21 protein-coding genes are annotated in these 18,498 nt (G+C 64.5%); 10 read left to right on the forward strand and 11 right to left on the reverse strand.

The features are described from left to right. Positions 1-22 precede the first annotated feature (22 nt). Positions 23-268 carry a hypothetical protein gene (locus M729_RS0115130; protein ID WP_027162073.1) on the reverse strand — a complete coding sequence of 82 codons (246 nt, stop codon included), beginning with the start codon at positions 266-268 and terminating at the stop codon, positions 23-25. A gap of 180 nt (positions 269-448) precedes the next feature. Next, positions 449-1,351 carry an alpha/beta fold hydrolase gene (locus tag M729_RS0115135; protein WP_027162074.1) on the reverse strand — a complete coding sequence of 301 codons (903 nt, stop codon included), beginning with the start codon at positions 1,349-1,351 and terminating at the stop codon, positions 449-451. Positions 1,352-1,452: 101 nt separating this feature from the next. On the opposite strand from M729_RS0115135, the gene M729_RS0115140 reads away from it, so the two are divergent. Next, positions 1,453-2,427 carry a LysR family transcriptional regulator gene (locus M729_RS0115140; RefSeq protein ID WP_027162075.1) on the forward strand — a complete coding sequence of 325 codons (975 nt, stop codon included), beginning with the start codon at positions 1,453-1,455 and terminating at the stop codon, positions 2,425-2,427. Positions 2,428-2,472: 45 nt separating this feature from the next. Here M729_RS0115140 and M729_RS0115145 read toward each other — a convergent pair whose 3' ends face one another. Both M729_RS0115145 and M729_RS0115150 read right to left on the reverse strand, forming a co-directional pair. Continuing rightward, positions 2,473-2,787, reverse strand: a complete 315-nt coding sequence (locus tag M729_RS0115145; protein ID WP_027162076.1) for a hypothetical protein — start codon at positions 2,785-2,787, stop codon at positions 2,473-2,475. A gap of 127 nt (positions 2,788-2,914) precedes the next feature. Next, entirely contained in the window at positions 2,915-3,364 is a 450-nt protein-coding gene (locus tag M729_RS0115150; RefSeq protein ID WP_027162077.1) for a GatB/YqeY domain-containing protein, read from the reverse strand. Positions 3,365-3,640: 276 nt separating this feature from the next. Here M729_RS0115150 and carA point away from each other — a divergent pair, with 276 nt between their 5' ends. After that, positions 3,641-4,858: a glutamine-hydrolyzing carbamoyl-phosphate synthase small subunit gene (carA, locus tag M729_RS0115155; RefSeq protein WP_027162078.1), complete on the forward strand. Its 1,218-nt coding sequence runs from the start codon at positions 3,641-3,643 to the stop codon at positions 4,856-4,858. Between the two features lie 73 nt (positions 4,859-4,931). On the opposite strand, the gene M729_RS0115160 is transcribed toward carA, so the two are convergent. From M729_RS0115160 to mntR, 4 genes are all read right to left on the reverse strand, one after another. Then, positions 4,932-6,197, reverse strand: a complete 1,266-nt coding sequence (locus M729_RS0115160) for a tetracycline resistance MFS efflux pump (protein WP_027162079.1) — start codon at positions 6,195-6,197, stop codon at positions 4,932-4,934. Positions 6,198-6,353: 156 nt separating this feature from the next. Beyond that, positions 6,354-7,274, reverse strand: a complete 921-nt coding sequence (locus tag M729_RS0115165) for a neutral zinc metallopeptidase (protein WP_027162080.1) — start codon at positions 7,272-7,274, stop codon at positions 6,354-6,356. A gap of 199 nt (positions 7,275-7,473) precedes the next feature. Next, entirely contained in the window at positions 7,474-7,662 is a 189-nt protein-coding gene (locus M729_RS0115170; protein WP_013530122.1) for a hypothetical protein, read from the reverse strand. A gap of 89 nt (positions 7,663-7,751) precedes the next feature. Beyond that, positions 7,752-8,201, reverse strand: coding sequence for a manganese-binding transcriptional regulator MntR (mntR, locus tag M729_RS0115175; protein ID WP_024504117.1), 450 nt, complete (start codon positions 8,199-8,201; stop codon positions 7,752-7,754). Between the two features lie 235 nt (positions 8,202-8,436). Between mntR and M729_RS0115180 the strand changes: the two genes are divergently transcribed. The 3 genes from M729_RS0115180 (at position 8,437) to M729_RS0115190 (ending at position 11,490) form a co-directional block, all read left to right on the forward strand. Further along, positions 8,437-9,801, forward strand: coding sequence for an Nramp family divalent metal transporter (locus M729_RS0115180; protein ID WP_013530120.1), 1,365 nt, complete (start codon positions 8,437-8,439; stop codon positions 9,799-9,801). An 87-nt stretch (positions 9,802-9,888) separates the two neighbouring features. Continuing rightward, positions 9,889-10,737 (forward strand): protein-L-isoaspartate O-methyltransferase, encoded by an 849-nt coding sequence (locus tag M729_RS0115185; protein WP_032808633.1) that lies wholly within the window; start codon positions 9,889-9,891, stop codon positions 10,735-10,737. A gap of 102 nt (positions 10,738-10,839) precedes the next feature. Further along, positions 10,840-11,490, forward strand: a complete 651-nt coding sequence (locus M729_RS0115190) for a dihydrofolate reductase family protein (RefSeq protein WP_027162082.1) — start codon at positions 10,840-10,842, stop codon at positions 11,488-11,490. Between the two features lie 79 nt (positions 11,491-11,569). Here M729_RS0115190 and M729_RS0115195 read toward each other — a convergent pair whose 3' ends face one another. Next, positions 11,570-12,439 carry a LysR family transcriptional regulator gene (locus tag M729_RS0115195; RefSeq protein ID WP_027162083.1) on the reverse strand — a complete coding sequence of 290 codons (870 nt, stop codon included), beginning with the start codon at positions 12,437-12,439 and terminating at the stop codon, positions 11,570-11,572. A 98-nt stretch (positions 12,440-12,537) separates the two neighbouring features. Between M729_RS0115195 and M729_RS0115200 the strand changes: the two genes are divergently transcribed. After that, a complete protein-coding gene (locus tag M729_RS0115200) occupies positions 12,538-13,137 on the forward strand; it encodes a LysE family translocator (RefSeq protein WP_027162084.1) in 600 nt (199 codons plus the stop codon). A 235-nt stretch (positions 13,138-13,372) separates the two neighbouring features. On the opposite strand, the gene M729_RS0115205 is transcribed toward M729_RS0115200, so the two are convergent. Next, positions 13,373-14,167, reverse strand: a complete 795-nt coding sequence (locus M729_RS0115205) for an SDR family oxidoreductase (protein WP_013530115.1) — start codon at positions 14,165-14,167, stop codon at positions 13,373-13,375. 210 nt (positions 14,168-14,377) lie between these two features. Here M729_RS0115205 and M729_RS0115210 point away from each other — a divergent pair, with 210 nt between their 5' ends. Next, complete coding sequence (locus M729_RS0115210) at positions 14,378-14,836, forward strand: MarR family winged helix-turn-helix transcriptional regulator (RefSeq protein WP_024504123.1); 459 nt, start codon at positions 14,378-14,380, stop codon at positions 14,834-14,836. 21 nt (positions 14,837-14,857) lie between these two features. Here M729_RS0115210 and M729_RS0115215 read toward each other — a convergent pair whose 3' ends face one another. After that, the gene (locus M729_RS0115215; protein ID WP_027162085.1) at positions 14,858-16,036 is read right to left on the reverse strand and encodes an MFS transporter; all 1,179 of its coding nucleotides are present in this window, start codon (positions 16,034-16,036) and stop codon (positions 14,858-14,860) included. Between the two features lie 208 nt (positions 16,037-16,244). Between M729_RS0115215 and M729_RS0115220 the strand changes: the two genes are divergently transcribed. The 3 genes from M729_RS0115220 (at position 16,245) to M729_RS0115230 (ending at position 18,466) form a co-directional block, all read left to right on the forward strand. Then, a complete protein-coding gene (locus M729_RS0115220; protein ID WP_013530112.1) occupies positions 16,245-16,607 on the forward strand; it encodes a helix-turn-helix transcriptional regulator in 363 nt (120 codons plus the stop codon). A gap of 68 nt (positions 16,608-16,675) precedes the next feature. Then, positions 16,676-17,440, forward strand: coding sequence for a metallophosphoesterase family protein (locus M729_RS0115225; protein ID WP_027162086.1), 765 nt, complete (start codon positions 16,676-16,678; stop codon positions 17,438-17,440). Between the two features lie 123 nt (positions 17,441-17,563). Then, entirely contained in the window at positions 17,564-18,466 is a 903-nt protein-coding gene (locus tag M729_RS0115230; protein WP_027162087.1) for an SH3 domain-containing protein, read from the forward strand. Positions 18,467-18,498 lie beyond the last annotated feature (32 nt).

Genomic DNA, 18,498 nt, shown 5'->3' on the forward strand with positions numbered 1-18,498 from the left:
CGTTGCTGGTCCGTGACGCGCTTTAGTCGTCGGCACGGTTCTTGTGATGGGCGCTTTCCTGATTCTTGCCGCGAAGCATGTTGCGGTCGTCTGGATCGACGAGGTCCGGTGTATCGGTCCTCATATCCGATCCCTTGCGCAGTGCTTCGCGTTCCGCCGCTGATCGTTTCAGATCCGCCTCGGCATCAAAATCCTTGCCGGCGTTCTTTGTGTTTTCCCGCTCTTCAATGATGCGAATTTGTTGATCGTGGGTTTTGCGTCCAGTCATCGCTTTCCTCCGGCGTGTTCGTGTCGGCGCCCGAAAGTGGTGCGTCGCCGACCGTCTCTAAGGTCGGTTACGGCGTTTGCCTGGCCGAGCCTGCCTTCGTGCTGATAATGGCAAGGTGACGGGATCGTTCCGAAAGGCGTTGAAAAGCTTCTCGCCAGATGGCTCGGCTCGGCCCGGCGCTCACATTGACGCAGGCTCCGGCTGGCGCCCGCCCTTGTGAACCGCAGCGTCCTTTGAACGCTCGGCAACCGCCGGGCTGGTGCCGGATGCCTTTGCCGTCGCGGCACTCGGCTCCGCGCAGAAATCGATGACAGCCTGGATGAACTCCGCCGGATATTCGATGTTCGACAGATGGACCGCAGGCAGCACAACCAGCTTCGCGCCGGGTACCGTCGCGGCGATCAGCTCGCTGTGGCTGGCTGCCGTCACCGTGTCGTGCCGACCGGCGATCACCAGCGTCGGCCGGGGTATCAGTGCCACGGTGCGGCGAAGGTCCGCGTCGCGAACCGCCGCGAACAGACCCGCCAGGCCCTGCCGGTCGATAGCCAGCAGCATGGCGCGAAAGTCTTCGACCACAGGCTCGTTGGCGGCAACCAGCGACGCGGGGAACCAGTTGCTCAGGAACGTCTCAGCGGTTTCCGACATGTCCGGCGCCTGGCGCACCGCAGCGATCCGCTCGTCGAAATAGCTTGCCGGCGCCAGATGCGACGAGGTGTTGCTCAGGATCAGCCGGTCGATCCGCTCGGGCGCGTGGATGCCGAGCCACTGCGCGACGAACCCGCCGAGCGACAGGCCAAGGAAATGTACGCGTTGCAGGTCGAGCGCATCGAGCAACTCGATGACGTCGCGGCCAAGCCGGTCCAGCGAATAGGCGCCGACCGGAACGCTCGATCCGCCATGGCCGCGAAAGTCGTAGCGCAGGACACGAAAATGCTTCGCCAATTCGCCGACCTGCCCATCCCACATGTGCAGCGTGGTGCCGATGGAATTCGACAGCACCAGCACCGGCTTGCTTGCGTCGCCGTCGAAGCGGTAGGCGATGCGCGTGCCGTCGCCCGTTGTGACGAAATTCAGCTCATTCATGATGAAGATTCCTTCTGGAACGTTGAACGAGACAGAGCCTAGCCGTGGAGCGATTTTGTTGATATTACAAAGATAAGACAAGCTCTGTAACAAAAATTGACATGGCCGAATTCACCCTGCACGATCTGCAATGCTTCGATGCGGTGGTCCGCACCGGCGGTTTTCAGCCTGCGGCGGCCATGCTGTATCGCTCGCACCCCGCGGTGTTCGCCGCCGTCGCCAAGCTGGAGCGACAGCTCGGCCTCGTCCTTTTGGATCGCAGCGGCTATCGCGTGCGTCCGACCGAGGCCGGGCTGTCGTTCCACCGCCGAGCGCTATCGCTGCTGCGCGAGATGGACGGTTTGCGCGTCCATGCCGCCCAGTTGGCGATGGGTGAGGAAAGCGAGATCCATGTGGTGATCGGCGACCTGTGCCCGCGCCCGCAGGTGCTGGGCATGCTCGGGCGATTCTTCGCACAGTTGCCCGGCACGCGCCTGCATCTGCACTTCGAAGCGGTGGGCGGCCCATGGGAGCGTCTCTTCGACGACGAAGCCGACCTGATCCTGCACTGGGTCGACAAGGGCGATGCGCGGGTGGAATGGGTCGATTTGTGCAAGGTGTCCTTCATTCCCGTGGTGGCGCCGGGCTTTCTGCCTCAGCGTATCGAGCAGCCGATCACCCCGGACCAGATGCAGGCACTCACCCAATGCGTCATGCGCGACAGCGCCCGCCATTCGCCACAACAAAACTATTCGCTGATCGAAGGCGCGCCGCAATGCCTCGTCGCCGACCAGGGCATGAAGAAGGAGATCATCCTGCAGGGCCTTGGCTGGGGCCACCTGCCCCGCTTCCTGATCGAGGAAGAACTGCAGGACGGACGCCTGCACTCCGTTGCCGGCCGTCATCTGCCGGGCCGCACCGACGAACTGGTGGTGGCGCGCCGCCGCGACCGGCCGCATGGGCCGATCGCGAACCGGCTGTGGGATCATATCCAGCAGGAAGCGCCGGCATTGCGCCGTGCCTTGGACCCGAGGAGGCCCGACGGACAGGTACCGACCAACCAGTCGCGAAAGGCGCAAGTGGAAATCGGCCATTAATGACCGGCCGTGCAATGCCAGGACCTCTCGGGTCCCGTCCAGCGATCATTCCTTGACATACGCTCCAGGCTGGCGGCTGCTCTTCGGAGGCTTGGCGTCCTTTGAACGCTCCGCGATAGCGGGGCCGGCCCCGGACGTCTTTTCGGTTGCGGCGCTCGGCGTGACTTGTCTTGGCGGGTTTTGTCCCTCCGACTGGCGGGTGCGGTCTTCCACTTCGCCCATCCGGCGGGTGAGCCCTATTCCGCCGGCAGGCTTCTCGTTGGCGGCCGCATCCTGGGAGAATTCATCGGAAGCGTCGGCACCGGTCTTTGCCGGATATTTCGTCGCACCGGTTTCATAGCGGGTTTCGTTCTCAGTCATGGCATCTCTCCAGTTGCATGACGGATAAACATCTCGGCGCTATCCGGGTTCCAATTCCTCGACTTGGATTCCGGACGGATCTGGATTCCGCCCGGTCGGCCACCCAAGCGACGAGATGAGCAGCACCCTACTGCAGCAGACCCTTGACGATGCCGCTCGCCTTGCCGAAATCCATCTGACCGGCATATTTCTGTTTCAGCGCGGCAATCACCTTGCCCATGTCCTTCTGGCTGGCCGCACCGGTCGCGGCGATCGCCTCGCGCGCCGCAGCAGTTACCGCCGTATCATCCAGCTGCGTCGGCAGGAAGGTGCGGATGATCTCCATCTCGCCGCGCTCCTGCGCGGCCAGTTCCGGCCGCTTGCCGTCATCGAAGGCTTTGGCCGATTCCTCGCGCTGCTTCACCATCTTGGCCAGGATCTGCAGGATCTCCTCGTCGCTGGCCGGCTCCTTGCCTGACCCGCGATTGGCAATGTCGCGGTCGTGAATGGCGGCCTGGATCAGCCGCAATGTCGGCAGCCGGTGCTTGTCCTGCGCCTTCATCGCGCTCTTCAGGGATTCGGCGATTTTGCCGCGCATGGTGCATTCTCCTTCGATCGGCGCGGACAATAGCGCCGCGGGCGAGCCAAGGCAAACTCTGATGTGCCGAGGCAAGCCACTGATTTTGCTAGGCGAAATAAAATATGGCGGCATTTCGCATGATCATTGACCGCCCTGCCCCCTTCCCCTATGTACTGGGCCTTGCATGAACGGAAATTTGACTGCGTGGAAGCCGCGAAATCGCCGCTTCGCGCCGTTTGCCGCGCAGATGGCCCGCCGGGCCGGTTGCAGCGCGCGGCCTGACAGGAGTGCCGCATGGCCGAGATGACGCCCGCCTTGACCCCCGCTTGGGCCACGGAAAAGCCGACCGCCCTTCTGGTGCTGGCCGACGGCACCGTCATCGAAGGTCGCGGTCTCGGCGCCACCGGCTCCGCTGTCGCCGAAGTCTGCTTCAACACGGCGCTGACCGGCTATCAGGAAATCCTCACCGATCCGTCCTATGCCGGCCAGATCGTCACCTTCACCTTCCCGCATATCGGCAACATCGGCACCAATGACGAGGACATCGAGGATCTCAATCCGCTCGCCCGCGCCGGCGCCGTCGGCGCCGTGTTCAAGGCCGATGTCACCAACCCGTCCAACTACCGTGCCGGCACTGGTCTCGACCAGTGGCTGAAGAAGCGCGGCATCGTCGCTTTGTCGGGCATCGACACCCGTGCGCTCACCGCGCTGATCCGTGAAAAGGGCATGCCCAACGCCGTCATCGCGCATGCGCCCGATGGCGTGTTCGACATCGACGATCTGAAGCGCCGCGCCGCCGCATGGTCGGGCCTGATCGGGCTGGATCTCGCCAAGGAGGTCACCTCGGGCCAGTCCTCGGTCTGGCGCGAGACGCCCTGGGTGTGGAACGAAGGCTTTGGCGAACAGATCGAACCGACAATGCACGTCGTCGCCATCGACTACGGCGTCAAACGCAACATCTTGCGCCTGCTCGCCGGCCTCGGCGCCAAGGTCACCGTGGTGCCGGCCAAGTCCGGCGCCGAGGAAATCCTCGCCATGCAGCCGGACGGCATTTTTCTCTCCAACGGCCCCGGCGACCCGGAAGCCACCGGCGACTATGCCGTTCCGGTCATCCGGGATCTGCTGAAGACCGACATCCCGGTGTTCGGCATCTGCCTTGGCCACCAGATGCTGGCGCTGGCGCTGGGCGGCAAGACCGCCAAGATGCACCAGGGCCATCACGGCGCCAACCATCCGGTCAAGGACCACACCACCGGCAAGGTCGAGATCGTCTCGATGAACCACGGCTTTGCCGTGGATGCCGACTCGCTGCCATCGGGCGTCGAGGAAACCCATGTCTCGCTGTTCGACGGTTCGAATTGCGGCATCACGCTGACCGGCCGGCCGGTGTTCTCGGTCCAGCATCACCCCGAGGCCTCACCCGGCCCGCAGGATTCGCATTACCTGTTCCGCCGCTTCGTCAATTTGATCCGCAAAAAGCGCGGTGAGGAATTGCTGGCCGAACGGGCTTAGCGCGATCCTGTAGCGCCGCCCCTCATTGCCCTGCCGGGATGGCGCTCCCTGGTGAGCGCAATGCGGTTGTGACTCACACCTGTGCTCCATCCTCAGCGACATCGGTGGCGACATTCGTGCGCGCTGCCGGCCTCGCAACTTTCGTCACAAAGACGATGACCGCCAGCGTCAGGAAGCACGCTCCCAGCAGATAGGGCGCGCCGCCGAAGGTCACCGGCGCGCTTGGCCCGGTGAACCAGGAAAAGATCGCCGTGTAGAGCAGCGGCGTGATGATCGAGGTGATCGAGAAGATCGAGGTCATCGCGCCCTGCAGTTCGCCTTGCGCCGAAGGCGGCACCTTGGCGGCGGCGAGGCTCCGCAGCGGCGGGTCGGCCAGCGCTTCCAGGCAGCCGACGACGATCACCGCATAGATCATCCAGCCTTGCGACGCGAAGGCGTAGCCGAAGGCGCTGGCTGCCGTGAATGTCAGGCCGATGACCGCCGTCTTCCACTCGCCAAGCCTCGGGATGACGCGCGGCAGCACCGTCGCCATGACGATCGCGCCGCACAGGCCGAAGGCGCCGAGCGAGAAGCCGATCTGCTGCTCGCTCCAGCCATAGCGGTAGCTGGAGACGAACGACCAGACCGCCGGATACATCATATGCCCGAGCGTCATCAGGAAGAAGACAAGCCCGATCCAGCCGATGCCTTGATATTGGCGCATCTGCAGAAGCGTGCCGACAGGGTTGGCGCGTTTCCACTCGAAGCGGCGGCGGTGCTTGTCATCGAGCGTTTCCGGCAGGAAAAACAACGCGATGAGGAAATTCACGAAGGCGAGCCCGGCGGCGAAATAGAACGGCACGCGCGGCCCGAACGTGCCGAGCAGCCCGCCCAGAACCGGCCCGATGACGAAGCCGACGCCAAATGCGATGCCGAGCAGGCCGAAATTCTTAGCCCGATTGTCATCGTTCGAGATGTCGGCGATGAAGGCCGATGTCGTCGAATAGCTGGCGCCCGAAATGCCGGCCAGCACGCGCCCGATGAACAGCATCGGGTAGGACCAGGCGACGGCGCAGATCAGATTGTCGATGGAGAAGGTCAGCACCGATGCGAGCAGGATCGGCCGCCGCCCGAACCGGTCGCTCAAGCCGCCCATGATCGGCGCGAAGAAGAACTGCATCGCCGCATAGACGAAGAACAGCCAGCCGCCTTCGATCGCCGCGCCGCTGATGCTGACCCCGGTCAATTCCCGGAGATAGGCCGGCAGCACCGGCATGATCATGCCGAAGCCGATAATGTCGAGCAGCAGCGTGGTGAAGACGAGCGCAAGGCCCCGTCTGGCGGTTTTGGGGTCGATCATGCAGGATCAAGCTCCTCTGCTCGCCCTCAGGCGCAGGCGGACGCACCTTATAGGCGAGCTCGCGGAAAGGAACAATGCAGGAACAGGCCGAATCTATTCATCCTGACACCACCTGACGGCAGCATCGCCGGCAGGTGAAGCTCGACAACGGTCTGGTCAGATCGGCCCACTCAGCGTGTTGCAATCCGACAGCTTGCCGCTCTTGTAACCACGCGCCAGCCAGGTCTGCCGCTGCTGCGAGGTGCCGTGGTTGAAGCTTTCCGGCACGACATAGCCCTGCATCTTCTTCTGCAGCGTGTCGTCGCCGATCTGCTTGGCGGCGTTCAGCGCGCTTTCGATGTCGCCCTGCTCCAATATGCCTTTCTGTCCGGTGTAGTGGGCCCACACACCGGCAAAGCAGTCGGCCTGAAGCTCGATTCGCACCGACATCTGGTTGGCCTCGACCTCGCCCATGCTCTGCCGCATCTGGTTGAACTTGGACATGATGCCGGTCAGGTTCTGCACATGATGGCCGATCTCATGCGCGATCACATAGGCGCGGGCAAATTCGCCCGAAGCGCCGAACTGCTGGTCGAGTTGCTGGAAGAAGGTCATGTCCAGATAGACCTTGTGGTCGCCGGGACAATAGAACGGTCCGGCCGCCGCGGAGGCAAAGCCGCAGGCCGAACGGACCTGGCCGGAAAACAGCACCAGCTTGGGATCCTCGTAGGTCAATCCCTGCGACTTGAAGATGCCGGTCCAGGTGTCCTCGGTCTCGGCCAGCACGGTCGCCACGAACTGCTTCATCTCGTCATTGGCGGGGGCGGTGCCGCTGTCCTGGCCGCTGTTGTCGGTGATCTGGCCGCCGCCGCCCGGCAGCAGGCCGCCGTCGCCGCCACCCAGGATCGTCGAAGGATCGAAGCCGAAATACCATCCGGCCAGCACCACCAGGATGACGAGGAAGATGCTGCCGCCGCCACCGGTACGGCCGCCGATCGGAATGCGGAACTGGCCACCGCCGCCGCCGAGTCCGCCACCGCCGCTGTCGCTGCGGTCGTCCTCGATATTGTCACTCTGACGACGGCCCTTCCAGAGCATGGCAACTCCTCGTGCAGCAAACCTCCCCGTTGCTCCGGGGCACCAGACAATTATCCCAATGGTTGCGCCAAGTCACAGCATTTTTCGATGGCCTTTTTGGCCACACGGGTTGCCTTGCGGCCAAGTTCGTTGTGGCGAGCGGCTCGGCGTGGCAATCGTCCCCGTGGCCTACAGCCGATCACGTAAGCCCGACAGAGAGCTAATCTTCCTGCTTGGCGCCGGCGCTCTTACCGTCGGAGCTCTTCGAACGCTCCTCGAAACGCGCCGCGCCCTTTTTCAGCGGATGGCCGGTTTCGGCTTCGGTCTTGCGCTCATCCCTGGCCGCCGCCTGTTTCAGTCCCTCGGCTGCCTGCTTGCCCTTTGCCGCCGGCGTTTGTTCGATGCCCATCGTTTCCTCCCTTTCGCGCGCCAATCGCACGGATCTGGTGCAAACGTGTCTGGCGTGCGACGGTTCCGGCGACGCGGGAACTCTGGCGCTCAGCGCGCCGTCATCGCCTTGCGGAAGGCTTCCAGCGTCTCGGCGCTGACATGGTGCTCGATGCCCTCGGCATCGATGCGCGCTGTCTCCGCACTGACACCGAGCGAGCGCAAGAAAGCTTCCACCGTCTGGTGGCGGATGCGGCTTTCCTCCGCGACTTTGCGGCCGGCTTCGGTCAGGAACACGCCACGATAGGGTTTTCTCGACACCAGACCGTCGGCGCACAGCCTGGTCAGCATCTTGGCCACTGTCGGCTGCGCGACACCGAGCCGTGCGGCGATGTCGACCTGACGCGCCTCGTTGCCGTCTTCGATCAGGTCGGCGATCAGTTCGACATAATCCTCGACCAACGCACTGCGGCGCGCTTCGCGCTGCTGCCGGAAGCCCTCCGAATGAATTTCGGCGTCGAGCAGCGGCTCGCGCGGAACTGGTCTGTTCTTCAGCACCAATACGCGCTCCTCCCAGGACTATTTGCCATCCATGCTTTCATAGCACGGGCTCTGATTCTTCAGGCCGTTTATTTGCATTCCGCAACAGGTGCAACCGGGGCTTCCGATCGCCGTTTCACCCGATGGCCGCCAGCCGGATAAAAAGCAACGACAATGAAATATAGCATATTGCATAATGTTGAGCCATGGCATAGCTTAAGGCAACATCGTCCAGTCTCGCGGAAAGCCCTCCTTCATGTCCGAAGCCGAAGCCACAGCCTCCCGTTCCTCATGGCGGTTCGCCAGGCCCGACGAGGACGAGCAGCCCAGCCTGCGCGAAGTCAATTCCTCTATCGCCGTGCCGAACTCGGGCGTCTGGTTCCGTCGCCTGTTCGCCTTCATGGGTCCCGGCTACATGGTCTCGGTCGGCTATATGGACCCCGGCAACTGGGCGACCGACCTCGCCGGCGGCGCCCAGTTCGGTTACACGCTGCTGTTCATCATCATGCTGTCCAACCTGATGGCGATCCTTTTGCAGGCGCTGGCGGCACGGCTCGGCATCGCCACCGGCCGCGACCTCGCCCAGGCCTGCCGGGCCTATTATCCCCGGCCGGTGAACTTCGTGCTGTGGATCGCCTGCGAGCTGGCCATCATCGCCTGCGACCTGGCCGAAGTCATCGGCACCGCGATCGCATTGCAGCTTCTGTTCGGCATTCCGCTGATCGGCGGCGCCATGCTGACGGCGCTCGACGCCTTCCTCGTGCTGCTCCTGATGAACAAGGGGTTTCGCTATCTCGAAGCCTTCGTCATCGCGCTTTTGATCATCATCTTCAGCTGCTTCGCCATCCAGATCTTCGTCGCCGCCCCGCCGGCCGGTTCGATCCTGCATGCCATGTTCGTGCCGTCGTCGGAAATCGTCACCAATCCGGCGATGCTCTACATCGCCATCGGCATCATCGGCGCCACCGTCATGCCGCATAATCTCTATCTGCACTCCTCGATCGTGCAGACCCGCGCCTATGAACGCACCGACAAGGGCAAGCGCGACGCCATCAAATGGGCAACGACGGACTCGACCATCGCCCTGATGCTGGCTTTGTTCGTCAACGCCTCGATCCTGATCGTGTCCGCGGTCGCCTTTCACAACACCGGCCACCAGGACGTCGCAGAGATCGGCCAGGCCTTCGAGCTGCTGTCGCCGCTGCTCGGCCTCGGCATCGCCTCGATCCTGTTCGCGGTGGCGCTGCTGGCTTCCGGCCTGAACTCGACGGTGACGGCCACGCTCGCCGGCCAGATCGTCATGGAAGGGTTCCTGCGCCTGCGCATCCCCAACTGGGCGCGCCGGCTTTTGACCCGCGGCCTCGCCATCATCCCGGTGGTGGTCGTCACCGCGCTCTATGGCGAAAAGGGCACCGGCCAGTTGCTGGTGTTCAGCCAGGTCATCCTGTCGATGCAACTGCCCTTCGCGGTCGTCCCGCTGGTGCAGTTCGTCTCCGACAAGAAGAAGATGGGCAATCTCGCCATTCCGCGCGGCGTCGCAGCCCTTGCCTGGGTGGTCGCCGCGATCATCCTGGTGCTCAACTTCAAGCTGCTCTACGACACCATGTTCGGGGTCGGCTGAGTTCCGCTTCGCCTGGAAACCGGCTGCCCTCTGCGCAGGGGGCAGCCTCGCGACAAATCGGCAATCCGCGCTATGTTTTCCGGCATCATGACCCGGATCGAAGACATCAGGAAATTCTACGCGCGGCTGCTGGGCGCCAATGCCGGCTCGCCCGACCCACGTCTGGAAGCGGCTTTCGCCGACGTGCCGCGCGAAGCGTTTCTCGGTCCCGGGCCGTGGACGGTCGTCGCCGGCAACGGCAAGGTCAGAACACCGAGCGCCGATCCGGCTCATATCTATCAGAACGTGCTGGTGGCGCTCGACGATGACAAGGGCATCAACAATGGCGAGCCATTCCTGCACGCCATGTGGATTGGAAAGCTTGAACCGAAACCCGGTGAGGCGGTTTGCCATATCGGCGCCGGCACCGGCTACTACACCGCCGTGCTGGCCCGGCTGGTTTCGCCAGGCGGCATCGTCACCGCTTTCGAACTCGACGAGAAGCTGGCCGATCTGGCGCGCCAAAATCTCGAAGCCTATGGCAATGCAACTGTTATCCATGGCGATGCCGTGACGACGCCGTTGCCGCCATCCGACATCATCTATGTCAATGCCGGGGTCGCAGCGCCCCCGGCCGGATGGCTGAAGGCGCTGCGGCCAGGCGGCCGCATGATCTTTCCCTGGCGGCCGGCCGAGCGCGTCCCGCTGGCGGTGATGGTGACACGCACGCAGAAAGGCTTCGCCTGCGATCCGTTCATGCGGTCGTGGTTCATTCCCTGTGTCGGCGCCTCGGTCGCGGACCCCGCGGCGATGATCCCCACCGGCGAGCAGGCCGCGCGCAGCCGCTCGATCTGGCTGGCGCAGGACAGGGCGCCGGACGACACCGCCACCGCCATATCAGGCGATGTCTGGTTCTCGTCGGAAAATCTCCACACCGAGCCTCGCAAGCAACGGTGATTTTCCAAAATTTCGTCCTGTCCTGTCGGACCGGTGGCTCGTCGCCCGTCCTTGGGCTGAAGTCCGCCACGACGGCGTGGACCGAAGAACGGGAGCATTGGAATGAGAAAGATCATCTCTGCGACATTCATCAGCCTCGACGGCGTCATGCAGGCGCCCGGCGGCCCGCAAGAGGATCCGGTCGGCGGCTTCAAGTTCGGCGGCTGGACCTTCCATTACTTCGACGAGGCGGGGGGCGCGGCGATGGATGAACTGTTCTCCAAGCCTTTCGCCCTGCTTCTCGGCCGCAGGACCTACGATATCTTCGCCGCCTACTGGCCATATCAGAAAGATCCGATCGCGGATGCCTTCAACCCTGCGGCCAAATATGTCGCGACGCATCGGCCCGACACCCTCACCTGGCAGAACACGCAATCGCTCGGCCCTGATATCGTTGCGGAGTTGCGCCGCCTCAAGCAGGAGGATGGACCCGACCTGCTCATCCAGGGATCGGGCAACCTGATCCAAACGCTGCTCGCCAACGGGCTGATCGACGAGATCCGGCTGATGGTCTTCCCGCTGTTGCTGGGTAAGGGCAAGCGGCTGTTCGGCGACAGCGCGATCCCGGCCGCCTTCAAGCTCATCAAGTCGCAGGCAACCGGCACCGGCGTCATCATGGCGACCTACGAACGCGCGGGCGAGGTCAAGGTCGGGTCGTTTGTCACGGGAGAGCCGTCGGAAGCCGAGCTCGAGCGGCGCAGGAATTGGAAGTAGCGGGACGGCCTTGGCACCTTTCCTCTCCCTCCGGAGGGGGGAGAGCGACGGGGGAGAGGAACCCCAGTTCTGAGAAGCTTCAAGCAGCGACTGGTCGCCGCGCCAGCCCTTCCCGTATATGCCGTGCGAATTCCTGCGCCGCGGGGCCTACCCCATGCCTCGGCAGATGCAGGTTGATGGCAAAATTCGGCAGCGGCGGCAGGCCGGACTCCGATGGCAATATGTCGAGATCGGCTGGCACCGTGGAGGCCAGCCAGGTGGTGACGGCGAGGTCGGAGCGCACCGTCGCGGTCGTCGCGTCGATGTTGCCGTTCTCGAACACGGTGCGCCACTCCAGCCCATGCTCACCGAGCGCCGCCAGCACAGCCGGCCGGAAAGCGCAGGTGTCGGCGACGATCGAGACCGGCAGCGGCCGCTTGGCGCGGGCAACGCCGCCCTTGGCACCGACCCAGACCAGCCGGTCAACGACGAGGCATTCGCCGGCCGACGGGCCGGCGCATTCCTCGATCACGGCAAGTTCGATGGTCCCGGCCGCAAGGGCAGCAGTCAATTCTGGCGACGAGGCGCAGACCAGCGATATCTCGACCTGCGGATAGGTCTCGGCATAGGTCTTCAGCACCGGCGCCAGCAAGGTGCCGACAAGGTCGTAGGGCACGCCGAGCCGCACCTGGCCGGCCACCGGTGTCCCAGCCATTTCGGCCCAAATCTCGTCATTCAAGGCCAGCAGCCGCTTGCCCCTGCCGAACAGCTGTTCACCGGCGCGCGTCAGCCGCAAGCCGCGCCGGTCGCGCTCGAAGAGGCTCGAGCCGAACGCCTCCTCCAGCCGTTTGACCTGCTGGCTGACAGCACCTTGCGTCAGGTGCAGTGCATTGGCCGCCGCTGTCATGCTGGCCTTGTCGGCGACGGTGATAAAGGTGCGGATCAGCGCCATGTCGAGATTTCGGATCATGGTTGGCATTATGCTTGCTAATGTCAACCATAGCAAACATTGCATTTACTGAAGTTCGTGCGCAGCTACGATGGCAGCCCTCCCACCGAGGACGCCGCATGCTCGAGCCCATTTTCCCGCTCATCCTGTTTGCCATCGTCGCCACCACCACGCCCGGCATCGCCACGACCCTGTCGACGGCATCGGGCGCACAGTTCGGCTTTCGCCGTTCCGTACCCCTGCTGATCGGCAGCGCCGCCGGCCTCGCCACGGTGACGAGCGCCGCCGCCGCCGGGCTCGCCGGCCTGCTGCTCGCCGTGCCCTCGCTGCAACTGGCGATGAAGGTCACCGGCTCACTTTATCTCGTCTGGCTGGCGATCAAGATCGGCCGCAGCGGACCGCCTAATCTGGATGTAACCATGGCCAGGCCGAACAGCTTTCTCGGCGGCGCCGGCATTCAATGGATGAACCCGAAGGGATGGGCGATGGGACTGGGCGCCGCGGCGTCGTTCGCGGCATTGGCCAGCGGACCGATGCAGCTCGCGCTGCTGCTCGGCGCCACTTTCGGCCTCGCGGCCGCCGCCTCGCTTTCACTGTGGTGCGTGGCCGGCATGGTGCTGGCGCGGCTGCTCAAGACCGAGTGGCAATGGCGCGCGCTCAACGTCGTGCTGGCGCTGGTGCTGGCCGCCTCGATCATTCCGATGTGGCGGTCGGTGTAAAGCGCTCAAGCCAAAACCCGCGCCAGCCCCCCACCCGGGCCTTCGGTCCGACCTCCCCACAAGGGGGAGGTAGGGAGCGCGCCTTTTCCAAGCCTCAAGGAGGGTGGCGCGCGCCCCTAACCTTCCCCCTTGTGGGGGTCCGAAGGCGGGCGAGACCCGTGGCTCGCCCCGGCAAGTCGCTGCGAAGCAGCGGGCTGGGGGTCCTGGTTCGCAAAGCGAACCAGCCTCTCAACCGTCAAACCCCGTAACGCGCCGCCGGCTTGTCGGCGTGCAGGCTGCCGTAGAAGGCTTGCCGGGCGCCGAGGAATGTGTCGAGCTTGGCCGCATCGGCAAGCGCGGGCACGGTGACCGCCTCGCCTTTGGCCAAGCCGACAAGTGCGGCATCGACCATGTCGTCGGCGGTCATGATGATCTCCTTCGGAACGTTTGCGATATCGGTGCCGGCAAGTTCCCAGAAATCGGTCCGGGTCGCGCCCGGCAGCACCACCTGCACCTTCACATTGGTGCCCTCGACCTCACGGTGCAGGGCTTCGGTGAAGTTGACCACATAAGCTTTGGTGCCGCTGTAGATGCCGCCGAAGGAGGTGTCGAAGGCGAGCACCGAGGCGATGTTGACGATGCCGCCGCGGTTGCGTGCCAAAAGCCCCGGCAGCACGGCGCGGGTTAGACGCGTCAAGGCGATGGTGTTGACCTTGATCATGCGCTCGGCCGCGTCGACATCGGCGGTGGCCACGACGGCCTGGCCGCCGATGCCGGCATTGTTGACCAGCAGTGTGATGCTCTCGTCGGCTGTTACAGCTTGCTCGACGCGGCGCACATCATCGTCGTTTGCAAGATCGGCGCTGATCACGCCGACCTTGCGGCTATAGGTCTGGCGCAGCTTCCCGGCCAGTTCCTCCAGCCGGTCGGCGCGCCGCGCCACCAGCACCAGATCGTAGCCCTGCCCCGCCAGCCGGTCGGCATAGACCGCGCCGATGCCCGACGAAGCACCGGTGACGACCGCCGTGCCCTTGTTGCCCTGTCCACTCATTGTCCTGTTCCTTCTTCAACTGATCTTGTTCGTTTCGAATGACCCCCGGCACCGTGGCATCTGCCGCGCTGTCGGAAAGCCGCTTGATCTGATTTAGTGGCATATACCACTAATCGTAAAGTAGGCATATGCCACTATCTTGTCAATGAGACGGGCGGGGATTATTTGAGGGGAGCAGCCGGGCCTCATTCCCCGGCGCCAGGGACCATCATGTCAAAGGACAGCCTGCCCGGCCTCACGCTCTGCAACAACGCCGCGCTGCGCCGCGCGGCGCGCAAGCTCGGCAAGTTTTATGATGATGTGGTGGAGCCGTCAGGCCTCAAGGCGACGCAGCAGGGCCTGCTTTACCAGATCCATATGGGCGATGAGCCGGCGATGGGCGCCATCGCCACGTCGCTGATCATGGACCTGTCGGCGCTCGGCCATACGCTGAAACCGCTGATCCGCGACGGCTATGTCGAGACCTTCGCCGACCCGGAGGACCGCCGCGTCAAGCGTGTACGACTGACGCCAAAGGGCCTGGACAAGATCGAGGAAGCGATGAAACTGTGGCAAATCGCCCAGCAGCGCTTCGAGGATGTCGTCGGCAAGGACAAGGCCGAAGATTTGCGCGCGGCTCTGGATGAGATCGCCGCGCTGGATTTTGATCTGCCGCCGGCCACGCCCTAAGGCCAGCGTTTGCCAAAGACTCTACTCGGCAGGCATTTCTACAGGCCGAGCCGCCCAGCGGCCGGCGACCACGACGCCAAGCCCGACGATCGGGAAGATCGCGGCCACCAGGCCGAGATCGGCCGGCGCGCCGTAGCGCAGCACGGCACCACCGACCACGGCACCCAGCGCCACGCCGAGATAGAGCGCCGAGGCGTTGAGCGACAGCACGATCGGGGCGGCATCGGGCGCCAGCTTGATGATGCGGCTCGCCTGCGCCGGCGGGAACGCCCAGCCGACGATGCCCCACGGCACCATCATCGCCATCAGCGCCGGCCCGGCAATATGGTGCGGCAGGAAGGTCGGGATGACCGACAATAAGACCAGCATGCCGGCACTCAGCGCCAGCGACCAGCCGACGGTGCGGGTCGCACCGAACCGGTCGGCGGCCTGGCCGCCGCCAATGTTGCCGATGACGGCGCCGACGCCGAAGGCGAGCAGCATGCCGGGCAGCGCGATCTGGCTGAGACCGCCGCCCTCGATGGCAAGCGGCGCGACATAGGCAAAGACGGTGAAGGCGCCGATCAGCGCCAGCACTGTCGTCAACAGGATCGGCATCACGCCGGGACGCAGCGCTGCCGCCAACCTGCGCTTCAAGGGCAGCCTGGTGCCAACGATGCCCTGCGGCAGCCGGTACCACAGGATCGCGCCTGCAAGCGCGCCAAGGCCGGCGATGGCAAAGAAGGTGCCGCGCCAGCCGGCGACGGTGGCAACGAGCGCGCCGAGCGGCGCACCGAGCGCAACGGCCACAGTGGTGCCGCCGACGACGACGGCGATGGCACGCGCCCGGTGATGATCATCGACCAGCGCTACCGCGGTGCCCTGCGCGGTTGCGGCGAACAGGCCCGACGACAGCGCCATGACGATGCGCGCGACCAGAAGCAGTTCGAAGGAGGAACTCAAGGCGGCGGCGATGTTGCCGATGACGAAGAACACCAGCGTCCACAGGATGACGCGGCGCCGGTCCCATTCGCCGGTCAGCGTCGCCAGGATCGGCGTGCCGACCGCATAGGCGAGCGCGAAGGCGGTAATCAGCGTGCCGGCCAGCGGAATGGAGATGCCGGCATCCGCCGCGATGTCGGGCAGAAGGCTGGAGATGACGAAGCCTTCGGTCGAGATCGTGAACGATCCGAGCGCGAGCCAGAAGAGGCGCTTGTCCATGGCGGGATGTCCTTAGTTCAAAAGTTATTGAACAATTGGACATAATGGGGCATCATGTTAATGAAGCCAGGGAAAAATAGCTGAACCTTCCTGACAGCCCTGTGTCAGCACAGGCCGGGCGGGGTTCGCGCGAGACGGAGAAAGGCCATGTGGAGCCAACAATGATGGATGCGTTGAAATCGGACCCGACTGTGCTTAGTTTCGAGACATGACCTTGCCACACCCCAATACGGACCAGATCAGCCTGCCGATCGTGCTTGGCGTGCTCGGCGACCCGACGCGGCTTGCCATCGTGCGCTATCTCGCCAGCAAGCAGGGCGTGCCGCTGAACTGCAGCCAGTTCCTCGATTTCGGCTCGAAGACCAATCTGAGCTACCACCTCGCCAAATTGCGCGAGGCCGGCGTCACCCGCGCCGAGGTGGTCGGCACCAACCGCATGATCACACTGCGCCGCGCCGATCTCGACGCCCGCTTCCCCGGCCTGCTCGACAGCGTCATCGCCGCCGCCGGCGACGATCCGGCACTGCCGGCGGTTGGCGGCCACGATATCGAAGTGCACGCCCGACCCTGAAGGACTTGGGTTCTTCGCCCACGAACGTGCGGAAAAGGAAAAGCGGCGTCACACAGGAGCTTCCCGAAATGCGCATCGCCGTCCTCGCCGACATCCACGGCAATGTGCTGGCGCTCGACGCCGTGCTTGACGACCTGCGCCGGCGCGGCGGCGCCGACCTGACCGTCAATCTCGGCGACAGCGTTTCCGGCCCGCTATGGCCGCGCGAAACGATGGAACGGCTGCAGGCGCTGAACCTGCCGACGGTGCGCGGCAACCACGACCGCCGTGTTGCCGCCGACCCCGCTGATGACACCATGTGGCCCTCCGACGTCTATGCGCAGGAGCGGCTGACCGAGGCACAGCGCCAGGTGCTGTTCGCCCAGCCGTTGACGCTGGAGATCGCACCCGGAATCATCGCTTTCCACGCCCGTCCCGACCATGACGAGAAATATCTCACTGATACGATCGTCAATGGCCAGCTGGTGCGCGCGCCGCTGACGGCGATCCGGCGGCGGCTGAAGGCGCTCGACCCGGCTTGCCGCATCGCGCTGTGCGGCCACAGCCACCGCGCGGAACTGATCCGCATCCCCGACGGTCCCGTCATCTTCAATCCGGGCAGCATCGGCTGCCCTGCCTATGACGATTCCACGCCGCCGGCGCATGTCTCCGAGCAGGGCTCGCCGCATGCGCGCTACGGCATCGCCACCTCGGGCAGCAACGGCCAGCCCGACGGCTTCGAGGCCATCGCCGTCGACTACGACCACGAGGCGGCCGCAAGGCAGGCCGAACAAGCGGGCCGGCCGGAATGGGCTCACGCGCTCAGAACCGGGTTCATGCCCCTGCCCGGCTGAAGGCTGGCGAAACGGCGGCCCGAATTTTCGGGCTTACATGGCGCCGCGTCGTCCCTTATAAAACCAGCCGGGCTTGCGGCGGGCTCGATCCGCCGCGGCACGGTATCAGCGCACGGCCAAACGATGAGGCGCACAGTTACGCTCCGAACAATCCTCCATGCGCTGATTGCTGCTCCGCTGCTGATGACGGCGTGGCCGGTGATTGCCCCCGCTATGGCTGAAGAGATGGCCCAAGAGGCGCCGGAGCTCGTCATCTCCGTCGTCACCGGCCTGGCGCCGGACGACCTTCTCAAGGTCCGCACCACCGCATCGCCGGTCGCCACGGTCGAGGCGCGGCTGAGCAGCGGCGACATGGTCACCAATCTCGGCTGCAACGACATCAACGGCTACAAATGGTGCAAGGTCGAAAGCACGGGCAAGGAGAAGCTGAGCGGCTGGGCACCGGCGCGCTATCTCATCCCCCTCAATCCGAACCCCTATGTCGAAGGTGAGCCAAGACCGGCCGGTGCGCCGGTGGTTGCCTCCACCGGCAGTGGGGCCGAGCAGGCCTCGGCACCGGACCAATCGCAGGCCATCGGCTCGGCCAACAGCCCTCAGGTCGCACCGCCCGACCTGACAGCCCGGCTTGGCGGCGCCAGCCCGGCAGCAGAAAGCACGCCGAAATCGCCTGAGGAAATCGGCCACGCCGCCATGCAGGATGCGTACCTACTGGCGCTGGCGGCGCCTGACGTCCCGCTTGATTCCGCTCCGACGCTGGCTTCTGGCCCCGAAATTCCTTGCGCCCGCTATGTCGGCCAGCCGATGGAGCGCTGCAAGGTCAGCGTGGTGCACAGCGCCGACAAGGCGAACATCACTGTGACCTGGCCCGATGGCGGCACGCGTATCATCTCCTTCCGTGCCGGCCAGCCGGCCGGTTCCGACGCGCCCGGCGACTTCCGCTTCACCAGGGAAGGCAGCCTCAACATGATCCGTGTCGGCGTCTCGGAGCGGTTTGAGATCACGGATCAGTTGGCGCTGGGGAATTAGAATTCAGGGGAGTAAGGGAGCAGGGAATAAGG

Source organism: Mesorhizobium sp. WSM1293 (assembly GCF_000513875.1).
Lineage (GTDB): Bacteria > Pseudomonadota > Alphaproteobacteria > Rhizobiales > Rhizobiaceae > Mesorhizobium > Mesorhizobium ciceri.

What these genes read in the sequence shown, in the direction of transcription:
- M729_RS0115185 (WP_032808633.1), top strand. Translation starts at nt 9,889, where the DNA reads ATGACCCGGATCGAAGACATCAGGAAATTCTACGCGCGGCTGCTGGGC.
- M729_RS0115225 (WP_027162086.1), top strand. Translation starts at nt 16,676, where the DNA reads ATGCGCATCGCCGTCCTCGCCGACATCCACGGCAATGTGCTGGCGCTC.
- M729_RS0115215 (WP_027162085.1), bottom strand. Translation starts at nt 16,036, where the DNA reads ATGGACAAGCGCCTCTTCTGGCTCGCGCTCGGATCGTTCACGATCTCG.
- M729_RS0115205 (WP_013530115.1), bottom strand. Translation starts at nt 14,167, where the DNA reads ATGAGTGGACAGGGCAACAAGGGCACGGCGGTCGTCACCGGTGCTTCG.
- M729_RS0115195 (WP_027162083.1), bottom strand. Translation starts at nt 12,439, where the DNA reads ATGATCCGAAATCTCGACATGGCGCTGATCCGCACCTTTATCACCGTC.
- M729_RS0115190 (WP_027162082.1), top strand. Translation starts at nt 10,840, where the DNA reads ATGAGAAAGATCATCTCTGCGACATTCATCAGCCTCGACGGCGTCATG.
- M729_RS0115220 (WP_013530112.1), top strand. Translation starts at nt 16,245, where the DNA reads ATGACCTTGCCACACCCCAATACGGACCAGATCAGCCTGCCGATCGTG.
- M729_RS0115135 (WP_027162074.1), bottom strand. Translation starts at nt 1,351, where the DNA reads ATGAATGAGCTGAATTTCGTCACAACGGGCGACGGCACGCGCATCGCC.
- M729_RS0115140 (WP_027162075.1), top strand. Translation starts at nt 1,453, where the DNA reads ATGGCCGAATTCACCCTGCACGATCTGCAATGCTTCGATGCGGTGGTC.
- M729_RS0115145 (WP_027162076.1), bottom strand. Translation starts at nt 2,787, where the DNA reads ATGACTGAGAACGAAACCCGCTATGAAACCGGTGCGACGAAATATCCG.
- M729_RS0115130 (WP_027162073.1), bottom strand. Translation starts at nt 268, where the DNA reads ATGACTGGACGCAAAACCCACGATCAACAAATTCGCATCATTGAAGAG.
- M729_RS0115160 (WP_027162079.1), bottom strand. Translation starts at nt 6,197, where the DNA reads ATGATCGACCCCAAAACCGCCAGACGGGGCCTTGCGCTCGTCTTCACC.
- M729_RS0115200 (WP_027162084.1), top strand. Translation starts at nt 12,538, where the DNA reads ATGCTCGAGCCCATTTTCCCGCTCATCCTGTTTGCCATCGTCGCCACC.
- M729_RS0115230 (WP_027162087.1), top strand. Translation starts at nt 17,564, where the DNA reads ATGAGGCGCACAGTTACGCTCCGAACAATCCTCCATGCGCTGATTGCT.
- M729_RS0115150 (WP_027162077.1), bottom strand. Translation starts at nt 3,364, where the DNA reads ATGCGCGGCAAAATCGCCGAATCCCTGAAGAGCGCGATGAAGGCGCAG.
- carA (WP_027162078.1), top strand. Translation starts at nt 3,641, where the DNA reads ATGGCCGAGATGACGCCCGCCTTGACCCCCGCTTGGGCCACGGAAAAG.
- M729_RS0115165 (WP_027162080.1), bottom strand. Translation starts at nt 7,274, where the DNA reads ATGCTCTGGAAGGGCCGTCGTCAGAGTGACAATATCGAGGACGACCGC.
- M729_RS0115170 (WP_013530122.1), bottom strand. Translation starts at nt 7,662, where the DNA reads ATGGGCATCGAACAAACGCCGGCGGCAAAGGGCAAGCAGGCAGCCGAG.
- M729_RS0115210 (WP_024504123.1), top strand. Translation starts at nt 14,378, where the DNA reads ATGTCAAAGGACAGCCTGCCCGGCCTCACGCTCTGCAACAACGCCGCG.
- M729_RS0115180 (WP_013530120.1), top strand. Translation starts at nt 8,437, where the DNA reads ATGTCCGAAGCCGAAGCCACAGCCTCCCGTTCCTCATGGCGGTTCGCC.